General features: G+C 71.1%; 21 protein-coding genes. 6 read left to right on the forward strand and 15 right to left on the reverse strand.

The annotated features are described in order from the left end of the window. Positions 1-540: 540 nt before the first annotated feature. A complete protein-coding gene (locus K7854_RS30835; protein WP_226029842.1) occupies positions 541-912 on the forward strand; it encodes a hypothetical protein in 372 nt (123 codons plus the stop codon). Here the strand turns inward: K7854_RS30835 and K7854_RS37975 are convergent. From K7854_RS37975 to K7854_RS30855, 5 genes are all read right to left on the reverse strand, one after another. Further along, positions 867-986, reverse strand: a complete 120-nt coding sequence (locus K7854_RS37975) for a DUF1048 domain-containing protein (RefSeq protein WP_505016454.1) — start codon at positions 984-986, stop codon at positions 867-869. The two genes, K7854_RS30835 and K7854_RS37975, sit on opposite strands and share 46 nt — an antisense overlap. Then, positions 941-1,276: a DUF1048 domain-containing protein gene (locus K7854_RS37980; RefSeq protein WP_505016453.1), complete on the reverse strand. Its 336-nt coding sequence runs from the start codon at positions 1,274-1,276 to the stop codon at positions 941-943. Before K7854_RS37980 ends, K7854_RS37975 begins: the two co-directional genes overlap by 46 nt. Positions 1,277-1,513: 237 nt before the next feature. Further along, the gene (locus tag K7854_RS30845) at positions 1,514-2,311 is read right to left on the reverse strand and encodes an AfsR/SARP family transcriptional regulator (RefSeq protein ID WP_226029843.1); all 798 of its coding nucleotides are present in this window, start codon (positions 2,309-2,311) and stop codon (positions 1,514-1,516) included. Between the two features lie 455 nt (positions 2,312-2,766). Beyond that, the gene (locus K7854_RS30850) at positions 2,767-3,369 is read right to left on the reverse strand and encodes a TetR/AcrR family transcriptional regulator (protein ID WP_226029844.1); all 603 of its coding nucleotides are present in this window, start codon (positions 3,367-3,369) and stop codon (positions 2,767-2,769) included. 176 nt (positions 3,370-3,545) lie between these two features. Beyond that, entirely contained in the window at positions 3,546-3,779 is a 234-nt protein-coding gene (locus K7854_RS30855) for a helix-turn-helix domain-containing protein (RefSeq protein WP_007821235.1), read from the reverse strand. 346 nt (positions 3,780-4,125) lie between these two features. Here K7854_RS30855 and rfbH point away from each other — a divergent pair, with 346 nt between their 5' ends. Further along, positions 4,126-5,430 carry a lipopolysaccharide biosynthesis protein RfbH gene (gene rfbH, locus K7854_RS30860; protein WP_226029845.1) on the forward strand — a complete coding sequence of 435 codons (1,305 nt, stop codon included), beginning with the start codon at positions 4,126-4,128 and terminating at the stop codon, positions 5,428-5,430. Positions 5,431-5,432: 2 nt separating this feature from the next. Continuing rightward, entirely contained in the window at positions 5,433-6,818 is a 1,386-nt protein-coding gene (locus tag K7854_RS30865; RefSeq protein ID WP_372481092.1) for an NDP-hexose 2,3-dehydratase family protein, read from the forward strand. A 12-nt stretch (positions 6,819-6,830) separates the two neighbouring features. On the opposite strand, the gene rfbB is transcribed toward K7854_RS30865, so the two are convergent. From rfbB to K7854_RS30915, 10 genes are read right to left on the reverse strand one after another with little or no spacing between them, the layout of a single operon-like run. Continuing rightward, positions 6,831-7,802, reverse strand: coding sequence for a dTDP-glucose 4,6-dehydratase (gene rfbB / locus K7854_RS30870; RefSeq protein WP_226029847.1), 972 nt, complete (start codon positions 7,800-7,802; stop codon positions 6,831-6,833). Next, entirely contained in the window at positions 7,802-8,707 is a 906-nt protein-coding gene (rfbA, locus tag K7854_RS30875; RefSeq protein ID WP_226029848.1) for a glucose-1-phosphate thymidylyltransferase RfbA, read from the reverse strand. The genes rfbB and rfbA overlap by 1 nt, the downstream gene beginning before the upstream one ends. Further along, the gene (locus K7854_RS30880; protein ID WP_226029849.1) at positions 8,704-9,615 is read right to left on the reverse strand and encodes a putative sugar O-methyltransferase; all 912 of its coding nucleotides are present in this window, start codon (positions 9,613-9,615) and stop codon (positions 8,704-8,706) included. Before K7854_RS30880 ends, rfbA begins: the two co-directional genes overlap by 4 nt. Beyond that, positions 9,554-10,519, reverse strand: a complete 966-nt coding sequence (locus tag K7854_RS30885) for an alpha/beta fold hydrolase (protein WP_226029850.1) — start codon at positions 10,517-10,519, stop codon at positions 9,554-9,556. Before K7854_RS30885 ends, K7854_RS30880 begins: the two co-directional genes overlap by 62 nt. Beyond that, on the reverse strand, positions 10,519-11,385 hold the full coding sequence (locus K7854_RS30890) for a TauD/TfdA dioxygenase family protein (RefSeq protein ID WP_226029851.1): 867 nt from the start codon (positions 11,383-11,385) through the stop codon (positions 10,519-10,521). The genes K7854_RS30885 and K7854_RS30890 overlap by 1 nt, the downstream gene beginning before the upstream one ends. A 1-nt stretch (position 11,386) precedes the next feature. Then, positions 11,387-12,751, reverse strand: a complete 1,365-nt coding sequence (locus tag K7854_RS30895) for an FAD-dependent oxidoreductase (protein WP_226029852.1) — start codon at positions 12,749-12,751, stop codon at positions 11,387-11,389. After that, complete coding sequence (locus K7854_RS30900; RefSeq protein WP_226029853.1) at positions 12,748-14,451, reverse strand: prenyltransferase/squalene oxidase repeat-containing protein; 1,704 nt, start codon at positions 14,449-14,451, stop codon at positions 12,748-12,750. Before K7854_RS30900 ends, K7854_RS30895 begins: the two co-directional genes overlap by 4 nt. Before the next feature lie 27 nt (positions 14,452-14,478). Next, on the reverse strand, positions 14,479-15,492 hold the full coding sequence (locus K7854_RS30905; RefSeq protein WP_226029854.1) for a UbiA family prenyltransferase: 1,014 nt from the start codon (positions 15,490-15,492) through the stop codon (positions 14,479-14,481). Between the two features lies 1 nt (position 15,493). Beyond that, positions 15,494-16,378: a fumarylacetoacetate hydrolase family protein gene (locus tag K7854_RS30910; protein ID WP_226029855.1), complete on the reverse strand. Its 885-nt coding sequence runs from the start codon at positions 16,376-16,378 to the stop codon at positions 15,494-15,496. A 36-nt stretch (positions 16,379-16,414) separates the two neighbouring features. Continuing rightward, positions 16,415-17,479, reverse strand: coding sequence for a cytochrome P450 (locus tag K7854_RS30915; RefSeq protein ID WP_226029856.1), 1,065 nt, complete (start codon positions 17,477-17,479; stop codon positions 16,415-16,417). Between the two features lie 435 nt (positions 17,480-17,914). Between K7854_RS30915 and K7854_RS30920 the strand changes: the two genes are divergently transcribed. From K7854_RS30920 to K7854_RS30930, 3 genes are read left to right on the forward strand one after another with little or no spacing between them, the layout of a single operon-like run. Next, a complete protein-coding gene (locus K7854_RS30920) occupies positions 17,915-18,676 on the forward strand; it encodes a class I SAM-dependent methyltransferase (protein WP_226029857.1) in 762 nt (253 codons plus the stop codon). Positions 18,677-18,700: 24 nt separating this feature from the next. After that, entirely contained in the window at positions 18,701-19,906 is a 1,206-nt protein-coding gene (locus K7854_RS30925) for a cytochrome P450 (protein ID WP_226029858.1), read from the forward strand. A gap of 52 nt (positions 19,907-19,958) precedes the next feature. Beyond that, the gene (locus K7854_RS30930; RefSeq protein WP_226029883.1) at positions 19,959-20,243 is read left to right on the forward strand and encodes a phosphopantetheine-binding protein; all 285 of its coding nucleotides are present in this window, start codon (positions 19,959-19,961) and stop codon (positions 20,241-20,243) included. Positions 20,244-20,282: the final 39 nt, after the last annotated feature.

The following is a 20,282-nucleotide window of genomic DNA, read 5'->3' on the forward strand; positions in this document are numbered from 1 at the left end:
TCGCCGAGGTCGTTGGCGAAGTCCTGCCGCTCCTGGGGCGTCCACTCGGGTGCTCCGCTGTCCCAGGCCTCGTCCAGTGGGACGTGGTGGTCGGCGTCCGCGCCGCTGAGTCCGTCGATTGGCATTAACGCTCTGATTTGGCTCCACTTTCCGGCTTGAGTTGGCCCCACCCCTGGGGGCGTACGGGAGCGTTCGGGGGTTGTTCCGGTCTGGTCTGACCCCACCGGGCTGTCGATGCGGGCGCTGGCCCGCAAGTACGGCGTGCACCGCCGGCTCGTACGCGCGGCTCTGGCGTCGCCGGTTCCCAGGCCGCGGAAGAGGCCGGTGCGGCCCTCGCCCAGGTTGGATCCGTTCAAGAAGACGATCGACGAGTGGCTGCTGGGGGATCTGGAAGCGCCGCCGAAGCAGCGGCCACGGTCCAGCGCTTCTTGAACCGGCTGCGGCAGGAATGCGAGGCGGAGATCGTCAGCACGGTCTGGGGTCTCCTGTCGGCGACGGGAGATCGCCGAGGCTGCGGGAGCGGCGCCGACGGCGGGGTTCGTGATCCGTCACAACCAGCCGGGCATGGACGCCGAGGTCTACTTCGGCGAGGCGTGGGTGGACCTGGCGGGTGAGCGGACGAAGTGCTTCGTCTTCGCCCTGCGTCTGGTCTACTCGGGCAAGGCGGTGCACCACATCACCACGTCGTGCGGCCAGGAGGCGTTCCTGGACGGTCACGTTGACTGGTCACGCCAGGCCCCGTCGTTCGACTGTTGCCTGCCCAGCACAGCCTCCGGGACAGTGATCACACGCCGTCCCATGGCCCATGCGCCGGCCGTCGTGCGGAAGGTGGAGCCCGGCAGAGTCACGAAGCGGTCCGGCGGCTGTCACTTCCTGGCCGCGCCGGGTTCCCCGCTAATGGATTCCTGGTAGGCATCCGCGTAGGTGGGAGAGTCCTTGATCAGGTCGTCGCAGAACGCGGCGACGTCGGTGCCGATGAGTTCCAGAACTCCCTTGCCCTCGGCGACGCCCTCCTCGAAGAAGTCGACGATTCCGGGAGGAGCGAGCCGTCGGACAGGCTGACCGGTCCGATCTTGAACAGGTACTTCTGCATCTCCTTGTGCACGATCTGGTAGTCCGGTGGGAGTGCCTTGACCCGGGCGACTTCGGTGACGCCTCTCGGGCACAGTGTTGCCTGCTGCGTCGCCCAGGAGGGCGCACCTTCCGGTACGCACACCTGACATCGGCCACCCGGCATCGGCGTCGACCATCTCGGCACGACGCCCTTGACGTACATCCATGACGCTCATTTGACGCTCCGGGTGCCCGCTGCCCTCAGGCGAGTACTGGAAAGGCTCTCTGAACTGCGGCTTTACCGTCAGTGTCCACGCTGACACCTTTCCGATGACGCATCATGTGGAGTGCATGGCGATTCTGGAGCCCGTGGGCAAGGGTGCCTGACCTGCTGTTCGGATTCCTGCGGTGCAACGGCTTGAGCGCCGTCCCGCCGCTCGTCTCCGTGGTCTGCCGGTGGTCAGCGGTCGGACATCGCCGGAGGCGATGTCATCAGGTGCATGTCACCCGAGAGGATGGCCCGCTGCAGATCCTGCAGCGGGCGCCCGGGCTCGAGGCCCAGTTCGTCGTTGAGTGTCTTGCGCACCGACTGGTACACCTTCAGCGCGTCCGCCTGCCGCTCCGAGCGGTAGAGCGCCAGCATGAGCTGGCGGTAGAACGCCTCGCACATGGGGTTCTCGGCGGTGAGGGAGTACAGCATGCTCACCGCCTCGCGGTGCCGGCCGAGTTGGAGCTGGCACTCGACGAGCATCTCCTGGCACTCCCGGCGGATCTCGGTGAGCCAGGTCGAGAAACCGTCGATGATCGGGCCCTTGGCGCCGGTTCCGTCGACGCTGTGGCCCAGGATCGGGCCGCGCCACAGCGCGAGCGCCTGGCTGAAACAGGAGGCGGCCTCGTCCGTGCGCTGCTCGCGGAGCAACGACCGGCCCACGTCGACGAGTTCGGGGAAGATCTGGGCGTCTATCTGGTCGTCGCCCTTGTGCAGCACATAGCCCGGCGCCCGGGTCTCGACGGGGTTGCCGCTCGCGCCGGGCAGCTTCAGGAACTTGCGGAGCCGGGAGATGTACACGTGCAGGCCCGCGGCGGCGCGCCGGGGCAGATTCTCGCCCCAGATCTCCCGCATCAGCTGTTCCGGGGAGACCAGATGGTCCGCCCGGATGAGCAGCACCGTGAGGACGACCTCCACTTTCTGCGCATGAAGCGTGAAGTACGTGTTCTCGTCCCGGACGCGGAGCGGGCCCAGCATCTCGTACCTCACCGGGCGCCCTCCCCTGTCGGCGTGGGTATCAGGGGACGGTGACCGCCGAGCGATAAGCCGGAGCGGGGGCGGTCCGACACAAGGGGTGGGGGGAAGGCAGGCACGGACTATCCCTTCGCCAGGAAACGCTGACAACGTTCTCGCCACAATGCGGAGCCGGGCCAGATCATGCACAGCTCAAAGATTGAACGGCAATATAGATACGTCGACACCGGGGCGGAATGAGACATTCCGTACTCCGTGTCGCGCGATTCTCGGATGCCAATGGAGCGGCACCTGGCGGGAGATTATTACCTCCCCTTGGTTGAATATGGCGAGACGTCGCTGACCTGGGAGATCATTACGGCTTCGATGGCGACCCGGAAACGCTCTGTTGTCCGAGGGGCGTCGGAGCCGGAATCATCGGCGCCACGATTGTGTCTTGTTGTTTTCTGCCGCGCGCCGTGCGGAACGCCCTAAACCGGTCGTCGCTGGACGGCGTCGGTGATCACCGCGGTCACCAGCTTGTCGACGGCCTCCGTGGTCGGCGGGCCGGGGGCGTGGTCCGCGAACAGGAGATGGCCGCCGCCGGTCAGGGAGAGCGTGAGCGAGTCGATGTCGGCGTCCGCCGCGAGACGCCCCCGGTCGCGCTCGTCGGTGAGAAAGGCGGAGATCGCGTTCGAGGCCTGGGCGAGGATCGCGATGCCGCCACCGGGCATGACCTGCCGCAACCGGGCGCGCAGCTCGTCCCGGAACGTGATCAGCGGGATGATCGCCACCGGCACCGGCCCGAACAGGGTGAACAGCGCGCTGGACAGGTTCTCCGCCACGGTGCCGGTCCCGGCCGACTCGCGCAGCGCGCTCGCCTCCTTCTCCAGCCGCCCGGCCCGGTCGAGCACGAGGTCGGTGAGGAAGGCGTCGAAGTCGCTGAAATGCCGGTACAGGACGCCCTTGGCGCAGCCCGCCTCGTCGGTGACGGCCCGGCCCGTCAGGCCGTTCGGACCGCTGCGCAGGAGTACGCGCTCGGCGGCGTCGAACAACTGCTGTCTCGCGTCGCGAAGGTGCACCCCAGTCGGCACTCGCCCGTCCTCTCCTGCGCCGACCCGCCCGCGCCCGGTCGTCGCTCACTGAGCGCACGCCCATAAAGGTGGGCGCCTGCTCATCTTACTGTGAGGCGGCAACAACGTCTTCAGTCAGGACATACAGAAGCCGGCGATCCGCTGAAGGGGCCGCGCCCGCCGCGACGCGTCGGCATTCACCCGGCGACGATCCCGGCGGCGACTGCCAGACCGACCAGATGCGATTTGGTGCTGGCCCCGACACGGCGCCGCGCCTCGGTGAGGTGTTCGTCGACGGTGGTCTTGGAGATGCCGAGCCGCCGGGCGGTCTCCTTCGCCGTCAGACCCAGTGCCGCGAGCCGCACCACCTCGGTCTGTCTCGGCGTGAGCGCGTGGGCGACATCTGAGATGTCCGGTTCGAGGATGGCCATTCCGGTCCTCTCTCGTGCTCAGGCTCTGGGACGGGCTCGACGTGCTCCGGAAGTGCTCTGTGCTTCCGGGATGTTACTGTGCGTCACGTCCCGGGGGCTGCGCGTTTTGCGACCATCCTGAAGGGCGCCCCTAAAACCGTTCTTGCGCGAGTCTTGCGCCGGCCGGCCGCCGCATCGCCCCCCCCCGGGGCCCGGGTCTTCAGCTCGGAGGGCAGCCGCGTGCAAGACCGGGGCTAGGCCGGCTTTAGCCGCACGGGCCACACTGTGCCGGGCCGCCCGCCCCGCATCGCGTGCCGGCCGACTACCGCCTGCCCCCGCAACGCCACGGCGACGGCGAGGAGAACCCATGAGTGACCGGCTCGCGCACATCCTCGACGAGGTACGCCAGTACCACCGAGAGACCAGTGACGACAAGGAATTCGTCGTCGGCGTCACGGAGATCTGGCCGTCCGGGGCCGTGCTCGACGACGCGGACCGGGCAGCCGTGGTCGAAGCGGCCCTGACCCTGCGGATCGCGGCGGGCCGGTCGGCCCGCACGTTCGAATCGGCCTTCGCCCGGCGCATGCGCCGCCGGAAGGCGCACCTCACCAACTCCGGTTCCTCGGCGAACCTGCTGGCCCTCACCGCCCTCACCTCACCCCAGCTCGGACAGCGCAGGCTCGTGCCGGGCGACGAGGTGATCACGGTCGCGGCGGGCTTCCCCACGACCGTCAACCCCATCCTGCAGAACGGCCTGGTGCCGGTCTTCGTCGACATCGACCTGCGCACGTACAACACGACCGCGGAGCGCGTCGAGAAGGCCATCGGGCCCCGCACCCGGGCCATCATGATCGCGCACGCCCTCGGCAACCCCTTCGAGGTGGCGGAGGTGGCCCAACTCGCCGAGGAACACGACCTGCTGCTGATCGAGGACACCTGCGACGCGGTCGGCAGCACCTACAAGGGACAGCCCGTCGGAACCTTCGGCGACCTGGCAACCGTCAGCTTCTATCCGGCCCATCACCTGACGATGGGCGAGGGCGGCTGCGTGCTCACCTCGAACCTGGCCCTGGCCCGGATCGTGGAGTCGCTGCGGGACTGGGGCCGGGACTGCTGGTGCGAACCGGGGGAGAGCGACACCTGCCGCAAACGGTTCGGCTACCAGATGGGGACGCTGCCGGCCGGCTACGACCACAAGTACATCTTCTCCCACGTGGGCTACAACCTGAAGGCGACCGATCTCCAAGCCGCACTCGGTCTGTCCCAGTTGGACAAGCTCGACGACTTCTGCGCCGCGCGGCGGCGCAACTGGGCACGGCTGCGCTCCGGCCTCGCCGAGGTGCCCTGGCTGCTGCTGCCGGAACCGGCGCCCGGCAGCGACCCGAGCTGGTTCGGCTTCGCCATCACCGTCGACCCCGAAGCGCCCTTCAAGCGCGCACAGCTCGTGGACTTCCTGGAGAGCCGCAAGATCGGCACCCGCCGGCTCTTCGCGGGCAACCTGACCCGCCACCCCGCCTACCTCGGCCGCGAGTTCCGCGTCTGCGGCGAGCTGACCAACAGCGACATCGTCACCGAGCACACCTTCTGGATCGGCGTCTACCCCGGTCTCACCGAGGAGATGATCGACTACGTCATCGCCTCCGTCACCGAGTTCGCGGGGGCCCACAGGTGACCGTGCCCGGCTCCGTCCCGGCCGCGCCGCGGCTCAAGGCCCGGCGGGCCGCCGGGCTGCCCGACCGGATCGCCCGGTCCGCGGCCGCGCCGGGCGGCGAGAGCGCGGACGAGATCCGCCAATGGCTCGGGCGGCGCCGCGCGCAGGCCTCGTTCGCGGTGGACCGCATCCCGTTCGAAGCGCTGGAGGACTGGTCGTTCGACCCGGAGACCGGAAACCTCGCCCACCGCAGCGGCCGGTTCTTCACCGTGGAAGGGCTGCACGCCGCGATCGGTGAGCATCCCGGGCGGACGGAGTGGCACCAGCCCGTCATCGTCCAGCCGGAGGTCGGGATCCTCGGCATCCTCGCCCGGGAGTTCGACGGAGTGCTGCACTTCTTGATGCAGGCCAAGATGGAGCCGGGCAACCCCGGACTGCTCCAGCTCTCGCCCACCGTGCAGGCCACGTACAGCAACTACACCAAGGTCCACAAGGGCGCGGCCGTCCGCTACCTGGAGTACTTCACCGACCCCTCCCGGGGGCGCGTCCTCACGGACGTGCTGCAGTCCGAGCACGGCGCCTGGTTCCACCGCAAACGCAACCGCAATCTGATCGTCGAGACGAGCGGCGCGGTACCCGGGCACGAGGACTTCCGCTGGCTCACCCTGCGCCAGATCCACCAGCTGCTGCGGCACGACAACACCGTGAACATGGACGCCCGTTCGGTTCTCGCCGCCCTGCCGGTGCGCGGCGCGCCGCACGCGCTGCACTCGGACACGGAGCTGCTGTCCTGGCTGGCCCTGCGCCGGGCCGCGATCCCGATCCGCAGCGAACGCATCCCGCTCGCCGGCGTGACGGGCTGGACGCGCGGCGCCTCCTCGATCGACCACGACGACGACCGCTACTTCCGCACCGTGGCCGTGTCGGTACGGGCGAGCAACCGCGAGGTCGGCCACTGGACCCAGCCGTTGATCGAGCCGCGCGGTGAAGGCGTGGTCGCCTTCGTCACCCGTACCTTCGCGGGCGTGCCGCACGTGCTGGCCCGGGCCCGCGCCGAGGGCGGCTCCACCGAGGTGGAGCTGGGCCCCACGGTCCAGTGCCAGCCCAGGAGCCATGCCCATCTGCCCGTCGCCCAGCGACCGCCCTTCCTCGACCTGGTCACGGCGGCGCCCCCGTCACGGGTCCGCTACAGCGCCCTGCACTCCGAGGAGGGCGGCCGTTTCCTGAACTCGGTGAGCCGCTACCTCGTCGTGGCGGCCGACGAGGGCGACGCGCCGCTCGCCGCGCCGCCCGGGTTCTGCTGGGTCTCCCGGGACCAGCTCGCCGCGCTCACCCGGTACAGCCACTACGTCAACGTCCAGGCGCGGACCCTGCTGCTGTGCCTGAACGCGCTGGACGAAGACGCCTGAGCCGGTACCCGCTCACCGCCCGGGGCCGCCCGCGAGCGGTTCCCACCAGGAGCGGTGGTTCCGGTACCAGGCGACCGTCTCGGCGAGCCCGGACTCGAAGTCGCGTCGAGGGCGGTAGCCCAGTTCGCTGCGGGCCTTGGCGTCGAGGACCGAGTACCGCCGGTCGTGCCCCTTGCGATCCGCCACGTGGCGCACCTGGTCCCAGGTGCCGCCACAGGCCTTGAGCAGCAGCTCCGTCAGTTCGCGGTTGGTCAGCTCGGTGCCGCCGCCGAGATTGTAGACCTCGCCCGGGCGCCCGCCGGTGCGTACGAGGTCCACCCCGCGGCAGTGGTCCTCGACGTGCAGCCACTCCCGCACGTGCTCGCCGTCGCCGTACAGCGGTACGTCGCCGCCGGTCAGCAGCCGGCAGACGAAGAGGGGGATGATCTTCTCCGGGAACTGCCGCGGCCCGTAGTTGTTGCTGCACCGGGTCACCCGGACGTCCAGGCCGTGGGTGCGGTGGTAGGAGAGGGCGATCAGGTCGGAGCCCGCCTTGGAGGCCGCGTAGGGGGAGTTGGGGCCGAGGGCGTCCTCCTCGGTGAAGCGGCCGGCCGCGATGGACCCGTAGACCTCGTCGGTGGACACGTGCACGAAGCGGCCGACCCCCCGGCGCAGCGCCGCGTCGAGGAGCGTCTGGGTGCCGGTCACGTTGGTGCGTACGAACGCGCCCGCGCCGGCGATGGACCGGTCGACGTGGGACTCGGCCGCGAAGTGCACCACCTGGTCGGTGCGGGACATGAGGCGGTCCACGAGCGCGGCGTCGCAGATGTCCCCCCGGACGAAGCTCAGCCGCGGGTGCGTGAGGTCCAGGTTGTCGATCCGGCCCGCGTAGGTCAGTTTGTCGAGCACGGTGACATGGGAGACCTCGCCGGGGCCGGGCGCGAGCAGCATCCGGACGTACGCGGAACCGATGAAACCGGCCGCGCCGGTGACCAGCAGACGCATCACTCCTCCATCAGCTCGGCGGGTGTCGGGTTGAGCTGGTGGGCGAGCGCGCTGCGCATGACGTACTGGCCGTAGGGCGAGCCGTCCATCTCGGCGCCGAGGCGGTAGCAGGCGTCCGCGTCGATGAAGCCCATGTACATGGCGATCTCTTCGACGCAGCCCAGACTGATGCCCTGGTGATGCTGGATGTCCCGGACGAACCGGCCCGCGTCGAGCAGCGATTCGTGGGTTCCGGCGTCCAGCCAGGTGACGCCCCGGCCGAGCCACACCAGGTCGGCGCGGCCCTCGGCCAGGTAGGCGCGCAGGACGTCCGTGATCTCCAGCTCGCCGCGCCCGGAGGGGCGCAGCCCGCGGGCGATGTCCGTCACCGTGTCGTCGAAGAAGTACAGGCCCGGGATGGCGAGGTTGGAGCGCGGCCGCTCCGGTTTCTCCTCGATGGACACGAGCCGGCCCTTCGCGTCGATCTCGGCGACGCCGAAGTGCTGGGGCTCGGCGACCTGATGCCCGAACAGGACACAGCCGCGCAGCCTGCGCACCGTCCTGCGCAGCATGGAGGGCAGCTTGGCGCCGTGGAAGAGGTTGTCGCCGAGGATCAGGGCGCACTCCTCGCCCGCGATGTGCGCGGCGCCGACCAGGAAGGCGTCGGCGATGCCCCGCGGTTCCTCCTGGGCGGCGTAGTCGATGCGCATGCCCAGTCTGCTGCCGTCGCCGAACAGCCTGCGGAACAGCGCGAGTTCCGCGGGCCGGGCGATGATGAGCACGTCGTCGATGCCGGTGAGCATCAGCACGGACAACGGGTAGTACACCATGGGTTTGTCGTAGACCGGAGCGAGCTGCTTGGAACCCACGAGGGTGAGGGGCTGCAGCCGGGTCCCGTTGCCGCCCGCCAGGATGATGCCCTTCACCGGCGCGATTTCTTGTAGAGGGCCTGCCAGAGATAGCTCCACGGGAGGGCGCGGCCGTCACCGGCGCAGGTCCAGGCGGAGCCCGGCCGGTACCCGTCGACGAAGGCGGGGACCGCGGCCTGCACCGCCTCGCTGTCGTGGATGTCCAGCAGCTGGCGCAGGGGCCCGTTCTCCAGCGCCATCTGTACGGCCTCCTCGCCCTGCAGATAGCCGTCCAGGCTCTTGTCGATGTACTTGCCGACCGGGTTCTTCACGTAGAAGGCCGCGCAGGTCGCGTCGATCAGGTCGAGATAGGACCGGACCGTCTCCGGAGCCATCTCGGTCATCGAGTGGATGTTGATGCACAGGTCGAAGCGCTCCGAGCGCAGGGAGGCGGCCGTCAGGCTCTCGACCTCGATGAAGTCGATCAGCTTGAAGCGGCTCTCGTCCAGGACCTCGCGCAGATAGGCCCTGCTCAGCTCCAGCGTGTTCTTCAGGTCCACGATGCAGTAGCCGGACAGATCGTGATTGGACATGATCATGTGGCAGGTGCGTCCGTAGCCGGCGCCGATCTCCAGGACCCTGGCGCCGTCCAGGTCGACCCCGCTCTCGATGAACCCGACCTCGAACGTGGCCTGCAGGTAGTCCAGGCAGAGCGTCTCGCCCTGGCAGCGCACCGTGGTCGGGCCGCCGACCTCACGGTTGGGCGTCCTGCTGATCCGCGCCAGCTCCTGCGGGGTCAGCGCCATGCCCAGGTTGTAGGCGAGTGTCTTGAGGTAGCGGACCCCGTTCGTGGCCGGGTCCCAGAGGGAGAGCTTGAAGTTTCTCGAGTCGGACTTCAGCCGTGTCAGGTCGGCGCCGGCATCCTCAGTGATCCAGCGGTTCTGTATGCGCTCCCACTGGCGGCTGGCCTGGAAGTTGTGTTCCATTTCGCTCCATCCTGGGCTGACGATGCGGTGCGAACGCCTCGCGGAGCAGATCGGCGAAGGGCTCCGGGTGTTCCTGGAAACCGGTGTGTCCCGCGGGGAAGGCGGCCAGCGGGGTGTCGAGCAGCTCGGCGAGGGCCGCCGCGGTCCGGTGGTAGAGCTGCCCCCGGGACGTCGTGCCACCCGCCACGACCACGGGGACGGACGCGGTCCGCAGCGCGTCGAGGTCGGGCCGGTAGCGCGTGGTGGGCTGGAGGATGCGGCCGAAGAAGCGGTCGAGGATCGCCCGGACGTCCTTCGGTGGCGTGTACAGCGCACGGGTCGACGCCTGCCCGGCCGGAGGCGGCGAGGCGAAGCCGACCCCGGACAGGGCCGAGTACTTGCGCAGGGCCACGTCCCGGCGCCCTGCGGCGTAGTCCTCGCAGAGATCGTCGATGGCGGCCCGCACCTGCCGCGCGTCGGGCAGCAGTTCGGTCACCGGGGGCTCGTGCGCCACCAGGCTGCGCACCGCCTCCGGATGCCGGGCGAGCAGGGCCAGACCGGTGGTGGCTCCGCCGCTGTTGCCGAACACATGTGCCGGTCCGGCGTCCAGCTCCGCTATCAGCCGGCGCACGTCGTCCGCGACCAGCTCGGGCGGGGCTGGCTGGTCAGGGTCGCTGAGGGTGCTGCGCAGGATGCCGCGCGGATCGTAGGACACGACGGTGAAGTCCGCGGCGAGCAGGGTCGCCAGGGCCGTGAACCCCCTGCTGCCCATGGGCGAACCGATCATCAGGAGCAGCGGGCCGCGGCCGCGTACGTCGTAGCACAGCCGCGCCCCCGGCACGTCCAGGGTGCGGGTCGTGGTGGTGACGCGGGCCGGGCTCTCCTCGTCCGCGTCCTGCCGGGTTCCGTCCGTCGCCGCGTCCATCAGTACGCTTCCTTGGCGTTGACCCAGTCCGGTACGTAACGCTGCCCCGGCACCGGGCGGTAGTGGTCCCAGCGGGGCTCGTCGCCCGAGGGGGTGTCGCCGAGCACCACGACGCGCAGGCCCCGGCGGTGCTCGGAGTAGTCGTCGACCGCGTAGTGCTGCGTGACCCTGTTGTCCCAGATCGCCACCGAGCCGGGCCGCCACTGGTAGCGGCAGGTGAACTCGGGGGAGGTGGAGAAGCGGTACAGGTACTGCAGGAGCGCGTCGCTCTCGTTCCGGCTCAGCTGCGCGATGTGCGAGGTGTGGGCCCGGTTGACGAACAGGGCCCGGCGGCCCGTCTCCGGGTGGACCCGCACGACGGGGTGCTCGGCCTGGCTGTCCAGGCCCGGAATGTGGATGGAGTGGACGGCGGTGAGCCCGTCGAGCAGATCGCGCAGCGGCGCGGACAGCCCCTCGTACGCCAGATACTGGTTCGACCACATCGTGTCGCCGCCCTGGGCGGGACCGTCGACGATCTGCAGGACGGAGCCGATGGGCGGGTTCGGGGCGTAGGTCATGTCGGTGTGCCAGATCGGGATCTTGCCGTTCTGCTCCGAGTCGATGATCTGGATCTGCGGATGCCCGTCCAGGTGCGGCAGGTAGGCGTGCTCCTCCAGCTCGCCGAACCTGCGGCCGAAGGCGATGCGCGACTCGGCCGACCAGCCCTGCTGGTCCGGAATGAAGATCACCAGGTGTTTCAGCAGCAGCCGCCGCAGCTCGGCGAAGTCCGCGTCGGTGATGTCCTCGAGCCGCACGCCGTGGATCTCGGCGCCCAGCGCACTGGTGAGCGGCCTGACCTCGAAGGCGGTGGTGATGATGTCTGACACGTCAATCCCTCTGTCCGTTGTCTCGGCCTGCCGGGGTTCCACTGCCGGCCCGGTGCCCGGCAGATCGCGGGGGCGTGAACGACCGCGCTCGCAGATCGGGTACGACCCCCAGCTGCACGAGCCGGTCGAACCTGGTGAGCGGGCGCATGCCGAGGCCCGACATGTTGTACGTGATCAGATGGCTCAGGCGGCGGCTCCTGGCGGTGCCGCGCATGAGGCGCCGGCCCACGATCCGGCCGCCGCGGGAGGTGCTGGTCATCATGCGCGCCGCGTTGTGACTCATGGCGTGCACGGCTTCGATCCTGCTCATCCGGTCGTCCTCGTAGCCGCGCAGCGCCCGGTCGACGGCGGCGCCGTCGGCGACGTCGACGTTCGCGAGCCGGGCCGCCAGCCCCTGCGCCTCGTCGATCGAGGTATTCATCCCCTGAGCCGCCAGGGGATGGACGACGTGCGCCGCCTCCCCGAGCAGGACGATGCCGGGCCGGACGAGCGCCGGGGCCCGGTAGTGCCAGACCGGCATCAACTGGCGGTGTTCCAGGTGCTCTTCGAGCAGGCCCGCGATCGGGCGCAGCGCGGGCACCTGATCGACGAGCCCCGCACACCAGCGCCGCAGCCCGGCCGGTCCGGCCCCGCGCAGCTCGTCCGCCCCGACCTGGACGTAGACCCGGATCCGCGCGTCCGGCAGCGGATAGAGCATGACCAGGCCGCGGTCCGTGACGTGGGCCGACACCTCGTCGTCCACCGGCAGCGTGCCGGGCAGCTCAAAGGAGAGCAGCCGGTGGTCGTACGCGACGGGCTCCGCGTCGATCCCCGCGAGTCCCCGCAGGCGCGAAGACATGCCGTCGGCCGCCACGACCAGGCGGGCCCGGATGTCGACGGCCGCGCCGTCCACCACGGCGCGCACCCCCGAGACACGGCCCCCGCCGTCCCTGGCCAGCTCCTTGACCAGGACACCGCGGCGCAGGCGTACCGTCGGGCCGAGCGTGGCGGCCATGCACTCCAGGATCGTCGAGTAGCCGTGGGCGAGCATCCAGGGCCGTTCGCCGCCGAGCGTCGCGAAGTCCATGGCCATCAGCTCCTCCCCGTCGGCCGTGCGGGCGACCAGGCGGCTCAGCCGGACCGCCCTCCTGGCTTCGAGGTGCCCGAGCGAGCCCCAGGTGTGCAGGGAGTCCAGGGACCCGGGCTGGAGCACCTCGCCCTTCCAGAGCGGGGGCTGGGTCCGCCGCTTGTCCACCAGGGTCACCCGCAGACCCAGCTGGCCGAGGGCGCAGGCCGCCGCCGTCCCGGCGACCCCGGCACCGCAGATCAGCACGTCGGTGTCGAAGGCGGTGTCCGGCGGGCGGCCGGTGCCGAGTCCGCTCGTCACGACGCCTCCCGCTGTGGCACCGGGCCGGCGGCGAGGGCGCTGCGGTAGGCACCCAACGCCCGCAGGGCGAGCCCGTTCCCGATCAGGCCGTCCGTGTAGTAGGCCAGCCGCCGGATGTGCAGGCAGACCGGGTTCGCCTCCCAGAGGCCGTCGTCGCCCTGCGCCGAGACGATCCACTCCGCCGCCCGCCGCAGCCGGTCGTCCCGGGCGGGCAGACCGGCGGCGAGCAGGCCGCGCAGGGCCCAGGCGGTCTCCTCGACGGTGCCCCGCGACGGATCGTCGCCGGGTGTGCCGGTATCGCCCGGACCCCAGGAACCGTCGGCCAACTGCCCCGCCAGGAGGGCCTCGCGGGCGCGCCGCGCCGCGGGACGGTCGCCCACTCCGCCGCGGGCGAAGGCCACGAGCGCCGTGGCCGTCGCCGCGGTGAGGCCCCTGTACCACAGGCCCTCGTAGGTGCCGTCGGGCCGCTGGGCGGCGAGCAGCCAGTCCAGGGCCCTGGTGATCCTGGGGTCGCCGCGGGACAGACCGCCGTCGAGCAGGGACTCGACGCACTGGGCCGTCGTGTAGGGGCAGGGGCCGTCGTTGGCGAGTGTGGTGTCCGGGACGAAGGTCCCCCACGAGCCCCGGCCGTCCTGCCGCGAGAGAAGCCAGTCGAGACCGGTCCGCAGGACTTCCGCGGGCTCCTCGCCGCCGGCCGGGGCGAGCGCGGCCAGCACATTGGCGCTGTCCAGGAAGTTCGGCCACCCGTGGGGGCCTTCCCAGCCCCAGCCGCCCGGCGGCGCGTCGTAGAGGGGGAACGCCTGGTCCTGCCGGCACCCGCGCAGCCACTGCCGGGCCCGGGCCAGCCGCGGATCGTCCCGGAAGCCGGCGTCCGCCAGGCCGCGGGCGACGTAGGACCCGCCGATCAGGTCGAGCCCCTGCATGATGTGCCAGGAGCCGTCGGGCCGTACGTTCGACCGCAGGTAGCCGACGGTGGCGTCGATCATGTGCGCGGAGGCCCCGGTACGGCACAGGCCGATACAGACCACGGCGGCGAGCCAGTTGTCCCCGCCGTATCCTCCGCGGTCGTTCTCCCGGCGCTCCATGTCCCGCAGCAGGCGCAGCGCGGCCGGCCGGGCCAGCCGGTGCAGCAGCCCTCCGACGCCCTTCGGCTCGACGTCGTGCGCCTGGATGAACGCCATGGCCACGAAGGGCGCGGCCCGGAAGGACAGCCGGGGCCGCCAGATCCGCCGGGGCAGCAGCAGCAGCTCCAGCGGGATGCGTCGCGATCCGCGCAGGCTGCGCAGCCCGGCCAGGGCGAGGAAGGTCGTGGCCATGTGGACCATCCCGGGGTCGGCGAGCGACTCCACCCCGCCCAGCGACCTGATCAGGTCCAGCGCACGCCGCGCAGGCTTCCCGGCCGTCCGCGGAGCCGTCAGCGTGAGAGCCGACGCCGTCACCACCGTGGGCACCAACTGCGAGGCCGCGCCGGGCACTCCGCCCCAGCCGCCGTCCGCGTTCTGGGCGGCCACCAGCCACTGTGCCCCCCGCTCGACCAGATCGCGGGAGCGCTCCGGGTCGGCGAGGTGCAGGGCGACCACGGCGCCCGCGGTCCCCAGGACCGCGGTGGGGCGGCGGTTCGGCCAGGACCCCTCGGGGCGCTGGATCGCGAACAGCGCCTGCGCGGCGCGCGCGACCGACTTCTCCACCCGGCTGTCCACGTCTGAGCACAAAACGAACCGTCCTCCTCAGGAAAAGCGGGCCGGGGCCGCGGCCGCGTCGTCGGGGCGGGCGGGAGCGCCGTTCGGGAACTCGTGCCGGGCCCGCATGGCCTGCTGGGTGCCGAGCGTGACGGCGAGCATCGGGGCGAGAATCCCGATCGCGACGAGACCGCCGAGGCCCGGCACCAGGAACACGGCCGCCAGCACCATCCGTTCGACGACCAGGACCTCGTGCGACCGCAGCGCGAGACGGGCCGCGGGCTCGGGTCCGGACGCGTACAGCACGCCGAAGGCACCGCCGCCGAGCCCCGCCGCGACCAGGAGCGTCACGAGGCCGCCCTCCCGGTCGCCCGCCATGGTGAGCAGGCCGGCCGCGGCCACGGCCACGGCCAGCGCGTAGAGCCCCGCCGCCGTGCGGACGGCCGTCCGGGGCCCGCGGCGGACCGGGAAGGTGGCGTATCCGCCCGCGCGGTCACCGGCGACGTCGCGCAGCGTGCCGACGAGGTTGGACGCGGCGTCGTGCGCCCAGAACACCGGGACGAACAGGAGGATCCGCACCGGCGGCAGGTCCGAGGCCGTCATCGCCCCGAAGACGAGCGCCCCGCCGGTCAGCGATCCGCGCACCAGATTGCCCAGCAGCCCCCGGGCCTTGAAGAAGCCGTTGTAGGCCAGCGCCCCGCCGACGCCGGCCGCGGTCACGACGAGGGTGCGGTAGTTGACGGCGGCCGCCGTGCCGACGGCGGCCGCGGCCAGGACGGTGCCGCAGCAGACCGCCGTACGGGGGCGGATCAGGCCCGAGGGAATGGGCCGTTGCGGTTTGCTGACCGCGTCCAGCTCGCGGTCGAGGTAGTCGCCGAGATAGTGCGCCGCGACCCAGATCAAGGTGGGTACGGCCCAGGCCGCCACCATCCGCGCGCCGTCGTGCCGGTCGCTGGTGATGGCGTGTCCGGCCAGGCCGACCAGGCCCACGTACCAGAGCGTGTACGGCCGCCAGGTGCGCACATGGGCCATCAGGGTGGCGCCGGGCCCGTGCCCGCCCACCTCAGGCGCTCCTCGGGGCAGGACGGGCCGTGACGCGGCCGGCCGGCACACCGTCGTCCACCGTCGGTCCGGGCGCCCACGGCCGGTCGGACGCCGCTCCGACGGTGTGGCACAGGGTGCCGATCCCCGGCACGGACACCTCGACCCGGTCGCCCACCGACAGGGGGCCCGAGCCGGCCGGGGTCCCGGTGAGGATCACGTCGCCGGGAAGCAGCGACATGTGCCGGCTGACCACCGCGACGATCTCGTGCACCGGGGTGAGCAGGCCGCGGGTTCCGCCGTCCTGGCGGACCTCGCCGTTGACCCGGCAGGTGATCGGTACGTCCGCCGGGTCGAGTCCGGTGGCCAGCCAGGGCCCCAGCGGCGTGAAGGTGTCGAAGTGCTTCGCCCAGACCGGCGGGTGCCCGGTCGGCTCCTCCGGGGCCCGGCGCACGTACGCGGTGAGGTCGTCGGCGCAGGTGTATCCGGCCACGACCTCCGCGGCGCGCTGTGCGGGGACACCCTTGCAGGCCGTCCCGATCACCACCGCCAGCTCGGCCTCGTGCCGCAGCTCCCAGGGCTCTCCCGGGTGGCCGACCACGGCTCCGGGCCCGGCCAGCGTCGACGGCGGCTTCAGTACGACGGCACAGGACGCGGGGTCCGCGGGGCGCGCGGGACCGGCCGGCGACCCCTGCGGCGCGTAGTTGAGCGCGACACAGACGATCTTGCTCGGCTCGGCGGGCGGCAGCAGCGTGACCTCGCTGAGCGGACGTGCCGGACCGATGCCCCCGACCCAGCGCCGGGCCCGGCCGTCGTACCGTACGGGCGTGAGGAGATCACCGTTCTCCTCGTGCACGACGCGCCCGTACCCGCGCCGGCCGTGGTCGGCGTATCTGCAGATCAACACCTGTGGCTCCCTGTTCACCAGCGCAGACGGTGGGTCTTACCAGGCGACCGGCAGCTCCTCGAGGCCCAGCGTCACGTGCCCGCCCCGCCAGCCGAGGCTCTCCAGCGGCACGGCCGGCCGCAGGTCCGGCAGACGCCGCAGCAGCGTCGAGAAGGCGGTCTTGAGTTCGAGCCGTGCCAGGGCCGCCCCCAGGCAGTGGTGCGCGCCGTAGCCGAACGCGAGGTGCGGGTTCGGCCCGCGCGTGACGTCACAGCGTTCGCCGTCGGGGAAGACCGTCTCGTCGCGGTTGGCCGCGTTGACCGACACCTGGACCAGGTCTCCCGCGCGGATCTCCTGCCCGCCCAGCCGCACCGTACGGGTGGCCACCTGGACGCGGTTGACGTCGATGACGGGCTGGCAGCGCAGGATCTCCTCGACGGCGGGGACGACGAGGTCCGGGTCGGCGCGCACCTTGTCCAGCTGGTCCGGGTTGCGGAACAGCCGCACCATCCCGGCGCCGATCGCGGTCTGGGTCGTCTCCAGGCCGCCCGCGAGGACGACGACGGTCAGCGACAGCAGCTCCTCCATGGACAGCGCGTCCTCGCTGTCGTGGGCGTGGACCAGCCTGGTCAGGATGGGCGCCTCCGGTGCGAGTCCGCCGCGCAGCGCCGCGCGTTCGACCGGCACCCGGCGGGCGATGTAGGCACTCAGTTCCTGCCAGGCCCGCGGGTCGGGGCCGCCCTCGCCGAGCCTGGTGATGCGCTCGCACCAGCCGCTCAGCACCTGACGGTCCTCGACGGGGAAACCGAGCAGCTCGCAGATGGCGAGGGCGGGCAGCGGAACGGCCAGATGCGCCACCAGGTCCGCCGGCGGCCCCGCCTCCTCCATGGCGTCGATCAGTTCGTCGGTCCAGGCCTGGATGCGGGGGGTCATGGCCTCGATCCGCCGTACGGTGAAGGCCTTGGACACCAGGGCGCGCAGTTCGTGGTGGGGGCGGCCGTCCATGTTCACCGACCGTGCGCCGCCCGGTGCCCGGCCGGCCTGCCGGGCGCGCTCACCCATGACGTCCCGGGTGAAGCTCCGGTCGCTCAGCACGGTCCGGACGTCTTCGTTGCGGGTCACCAGCCAGGCCTCTTGCCCATCTGCCAGCAGCACCCGCGGAAGCGTTTCCCGGCGGCGCAGTTCTGCCAGCCGCGGATGCAGTTCGCCCGCGGAGTCCGCGGAACTGAGAAAATCAAGAACACGGTCCATCGTCGGAAATCCGATCTGGGTGATCCGCGTGAAAGGGAGCCCTCATGGCTTCGCGAGGGCGGCTCGGGCGGCCCTCGTCAACGTGGCATCACCCTGGCAGCTGCCCCCGGTACCGACAATCCCTGATTAGTGGGGGAGTTCGCCGGCGGTGTAGCACGCGCGTTCGCGGCGTGGCCATCCCCGACTTTTCCCCATTGCCGACGCCGGGGCCGTCCGACATCGTGACGACTCGATTATGGAAAGGCGGTGCAGCCTGTGTCCGAGCGAGTCTCTTTCTCCGAGGATCAGCTTCCCCGACAGCGCCGGGTGGCAGAGGGTTTCGGCGCGGACCCCGCACGTTATGACCGGACCCGGCCCAGCTATCCGGACGCCCTGCTCCACCGCGTCGTCGGAGCCCGCACCGGGCTCGACGTGCTCGACGTCGGCTGCGGTACGGGTATCGCGGCGCGGCAGTTCCAGGCGGCCGGCTGCACGGTGCTCGGAGTGGAACCGGACCCGCGGATGGCCGGGTTCGCCCGGGGGCGCGGGCTGGAGGTCGAGGAGTCGACGTTCGAGGACTGGAAACCGGCGGGCCGGTCCTTCGACGCGGTCGTCGCCGGGCAGACCTGGCACTGGCTGGACCCGGCGGTCGGCGCGGTGCGCGCAGGTCAGGCACTGCGGCCCGGCGGGCAGTTGACCGTCTTCTGGAACGCGGAGGTCCCGCCGCCGGAGGTGCTGCGGTCCTTCGGTGAGATCTACCGGCGGGTGGTGCCCGACTCGCTCGTCGCACGCCAGTGGACGGCCGACGCCCTCGACGGATACACGATGCTGAGCGGCAGGGCGGCCGACGGGATGCGGCAGGCCGGTGTCTTCGACGCGGCGCAGGAGTGGCGCTTCCACTGGGAGAAGTCCTACACCCGGGACGAGTGGCTGGACCAGATGCCCACCCACGGCGACCTCGCCCAGCACTCCGCGGATCAAGTGGCGCAGGTGCAGCAGGGCATCAGCGCCGTCATCGACGCCATGGGCGGCGGCTTCACCATGGGCTACACCACGGTCGCGGTGAACGCGGCGCTGACTTCCGCGTGAGCGCGCACGAAGGGACGTACCGAGATGACGGCGACCGAACAAGGGACCCGGCTGGCCGACCAGTCCGCCGATGCCGCGACGATGCTCGCCTGGTTCCGGCGGATGCGGGAGAGCGAACCCGTCAGCCATGACGAGGAGGCCGGTGTGTGGCACGTCTTCCGCCACGCCGACGTGGAGCGCGTCCTGGCCGACCCCGGCACCTTCTCCTCCGACTTCAGCTCGTTCATGCCGGCGCAGGAGGACGTCGACCGCTTCATCAAGGGCAACCTCCTGCGCAAGGACCCGCCCCAGCACCGCAAGCTGCGCACCCTGGTGAGCAAGGCCTTCACCCCGGCAGTGGTCGCGCGACTCGCCCCGCGCATCGAGGTGATCGCCGACCAGCTGCTGGACGCGAAGGCGGGCGCCGACCAGCTGGAACTGGTCGCGGACCTGGCGTCCCCGCTGCCCGTCACCGTGATCGCCGAACTCCTGGGCATCCCCGCCGAGGACCGCCCGATGTTCGGGCGCTGGGCCGACTCCCTGGTCGCCCCGGAGAGCCAGACGTCCTTCATCCCGAACGAGGACCGCACGAAGGCCATGGCGGTCGTCATGCGGGAGATGAACGCCTACTGCCTGGAGCACATCCGTCGGCGGCGGGCCGCGCCGGGCCAGGACCTGGTCAGCAAGCTGGTGGCGGCGGAGGTGGACGGCCAGCGCCTGGACGACGACGAGATCGTCGGCTTCGTGGGGCTGCTGCTGCTCGCCGGACACATCACGACCACCGCGCTGCTGACCAACGTCGTCCTGTGCCTGGAGGAGTTCCCGGACGTCGCCGCGGCACTGCGCGCCGACCCGAGCGCCCTGCCCGGAGCCATCGAGGAGGTGCTGCGCTTCCGTACCCCCTTGGCTCCGAGCATGCGCAGGACGACGCGAGAGGTCCAGGTCGGCGAACACACCGTACCGGCGGGCAGGATCGTGCTCGCCTGGCTGGCCTCGGCCAACCGGGACGAGCGACAGTTCACCGCGCCGGACACCTTCGACATCCGTCGCGCACCCAATCCGCACCTGAGTCTGGGCCACGGGATCCACTTCTGCCTGGGCGCACCGCTCGCCCGTCTCGAAGTGCGGATCGCCGTGGAGAAGATGCTCGGCCGCTGGAGCGGGATGGCGGTCGCGGACGGCGTCGAGTACCACGACGCGCGCGGCATCGTCGGAGCGAAAAAGCTTCCGCTGCACCTGCGTTGGGCCTGACGGCCCCCAGAAGTGAGGGTACTGCCCGGCGAACAGGGGTGGTTCTGTGGACATGGTCACGGAGAATTCGGAGCCGGTCGATTCCGTACGCGTTCTCGCCCGACTCGACTCGCTCCTCAGGGAAGTCTGGGACGGCCTGCCCGCCGGCGTACCGGTGGATCGCGACGCGTCGTTCCTCAGCCTCGGCGTCGATTCACTGACGCTGGTTCTGCTGCTCGACAAAGTAGGCGCGGAATTCGACATCGACTGGGAGACCGAGGTGTCACCGGGCGCCGCCAGTTCGCTGCGCTCGATCTCGGATCTGGTCGTGCGCAGGCGCTCCGGCGACGCCGCATGAATGGCGACGCCGCTTGAACGGGACGCCGCTTGAAAAGGG

The sequence above is a fragment of the Streptomyces hyderabadensis genome, assembly GCF_020404845.1.
Classification (GTDB): domain Bacteria; phylum Actinomycetota; class Actinomycetes; order Streptomycetales; family Streptomycetaceae; genus Streptomyces; species Streptomyces hyderabadensis.

Excerpts from the sequence above, each read along its gene's own strand:
- K7854_RS30925 (WP_226029858.1), top strand. The coding sequence starts at position 18,701 with ATGACGGCGACCGAACAAGGGACCCGGCTGGCCGACCAGTCCGCCGAT.
- rfbB (WP_226029847.1), bottom strand. The coding sequence starts at position 7,802 with ATGCGTCTGCTGGTCACCGGCGCGGCCGGTTTCATCGGTTCCGCGTAC.
- K7854_RS30880 (WP_226029849.1), bottom strand. The coding sequence starts at position 9,615 with ATGGAACACAACTTCCAGGCCAGCCGCCAGTGGGAGCGCATACAGAAC.
- K7854_RS30855 (WP_007821235.1), bottom strand. The coding sequence starts at position 3,779 with ATGGCCATCCTCGAACCGGACATCTCAGATGTCGCCCACGCGCTCACG.
- K7854_RS37980 (WP_505016453.1), bottom strand. The coding sequence starts at position 1,276 with ATGTACGTCAAGGGCGTCGTGCCGAGATGGTCGACGCCGATGCCGGGT.
- K7854_RS30885 (WP_226029850.1), bottom strand. The coding sequence starts at position 10,519 with ATGGACGCGGCGACGGACGGAACCCGGCAGGACGCGGACGAGGAGAGC.
- rfbH (WP_226029845.1), top strand. The coding sequence starts at position 4,126 with ATGAGTGACCGGCTCGCGCACATCCTCGACGAGGTACGCCAGTACCAC.
- K7854_RS30930 (WP_226029883.1), top strand. The coding sequence starts at position 19,959 with ATGGTCACGGAGAATTCGGAGCCGGTCGATTCCGTACGCGTTCTCGCC.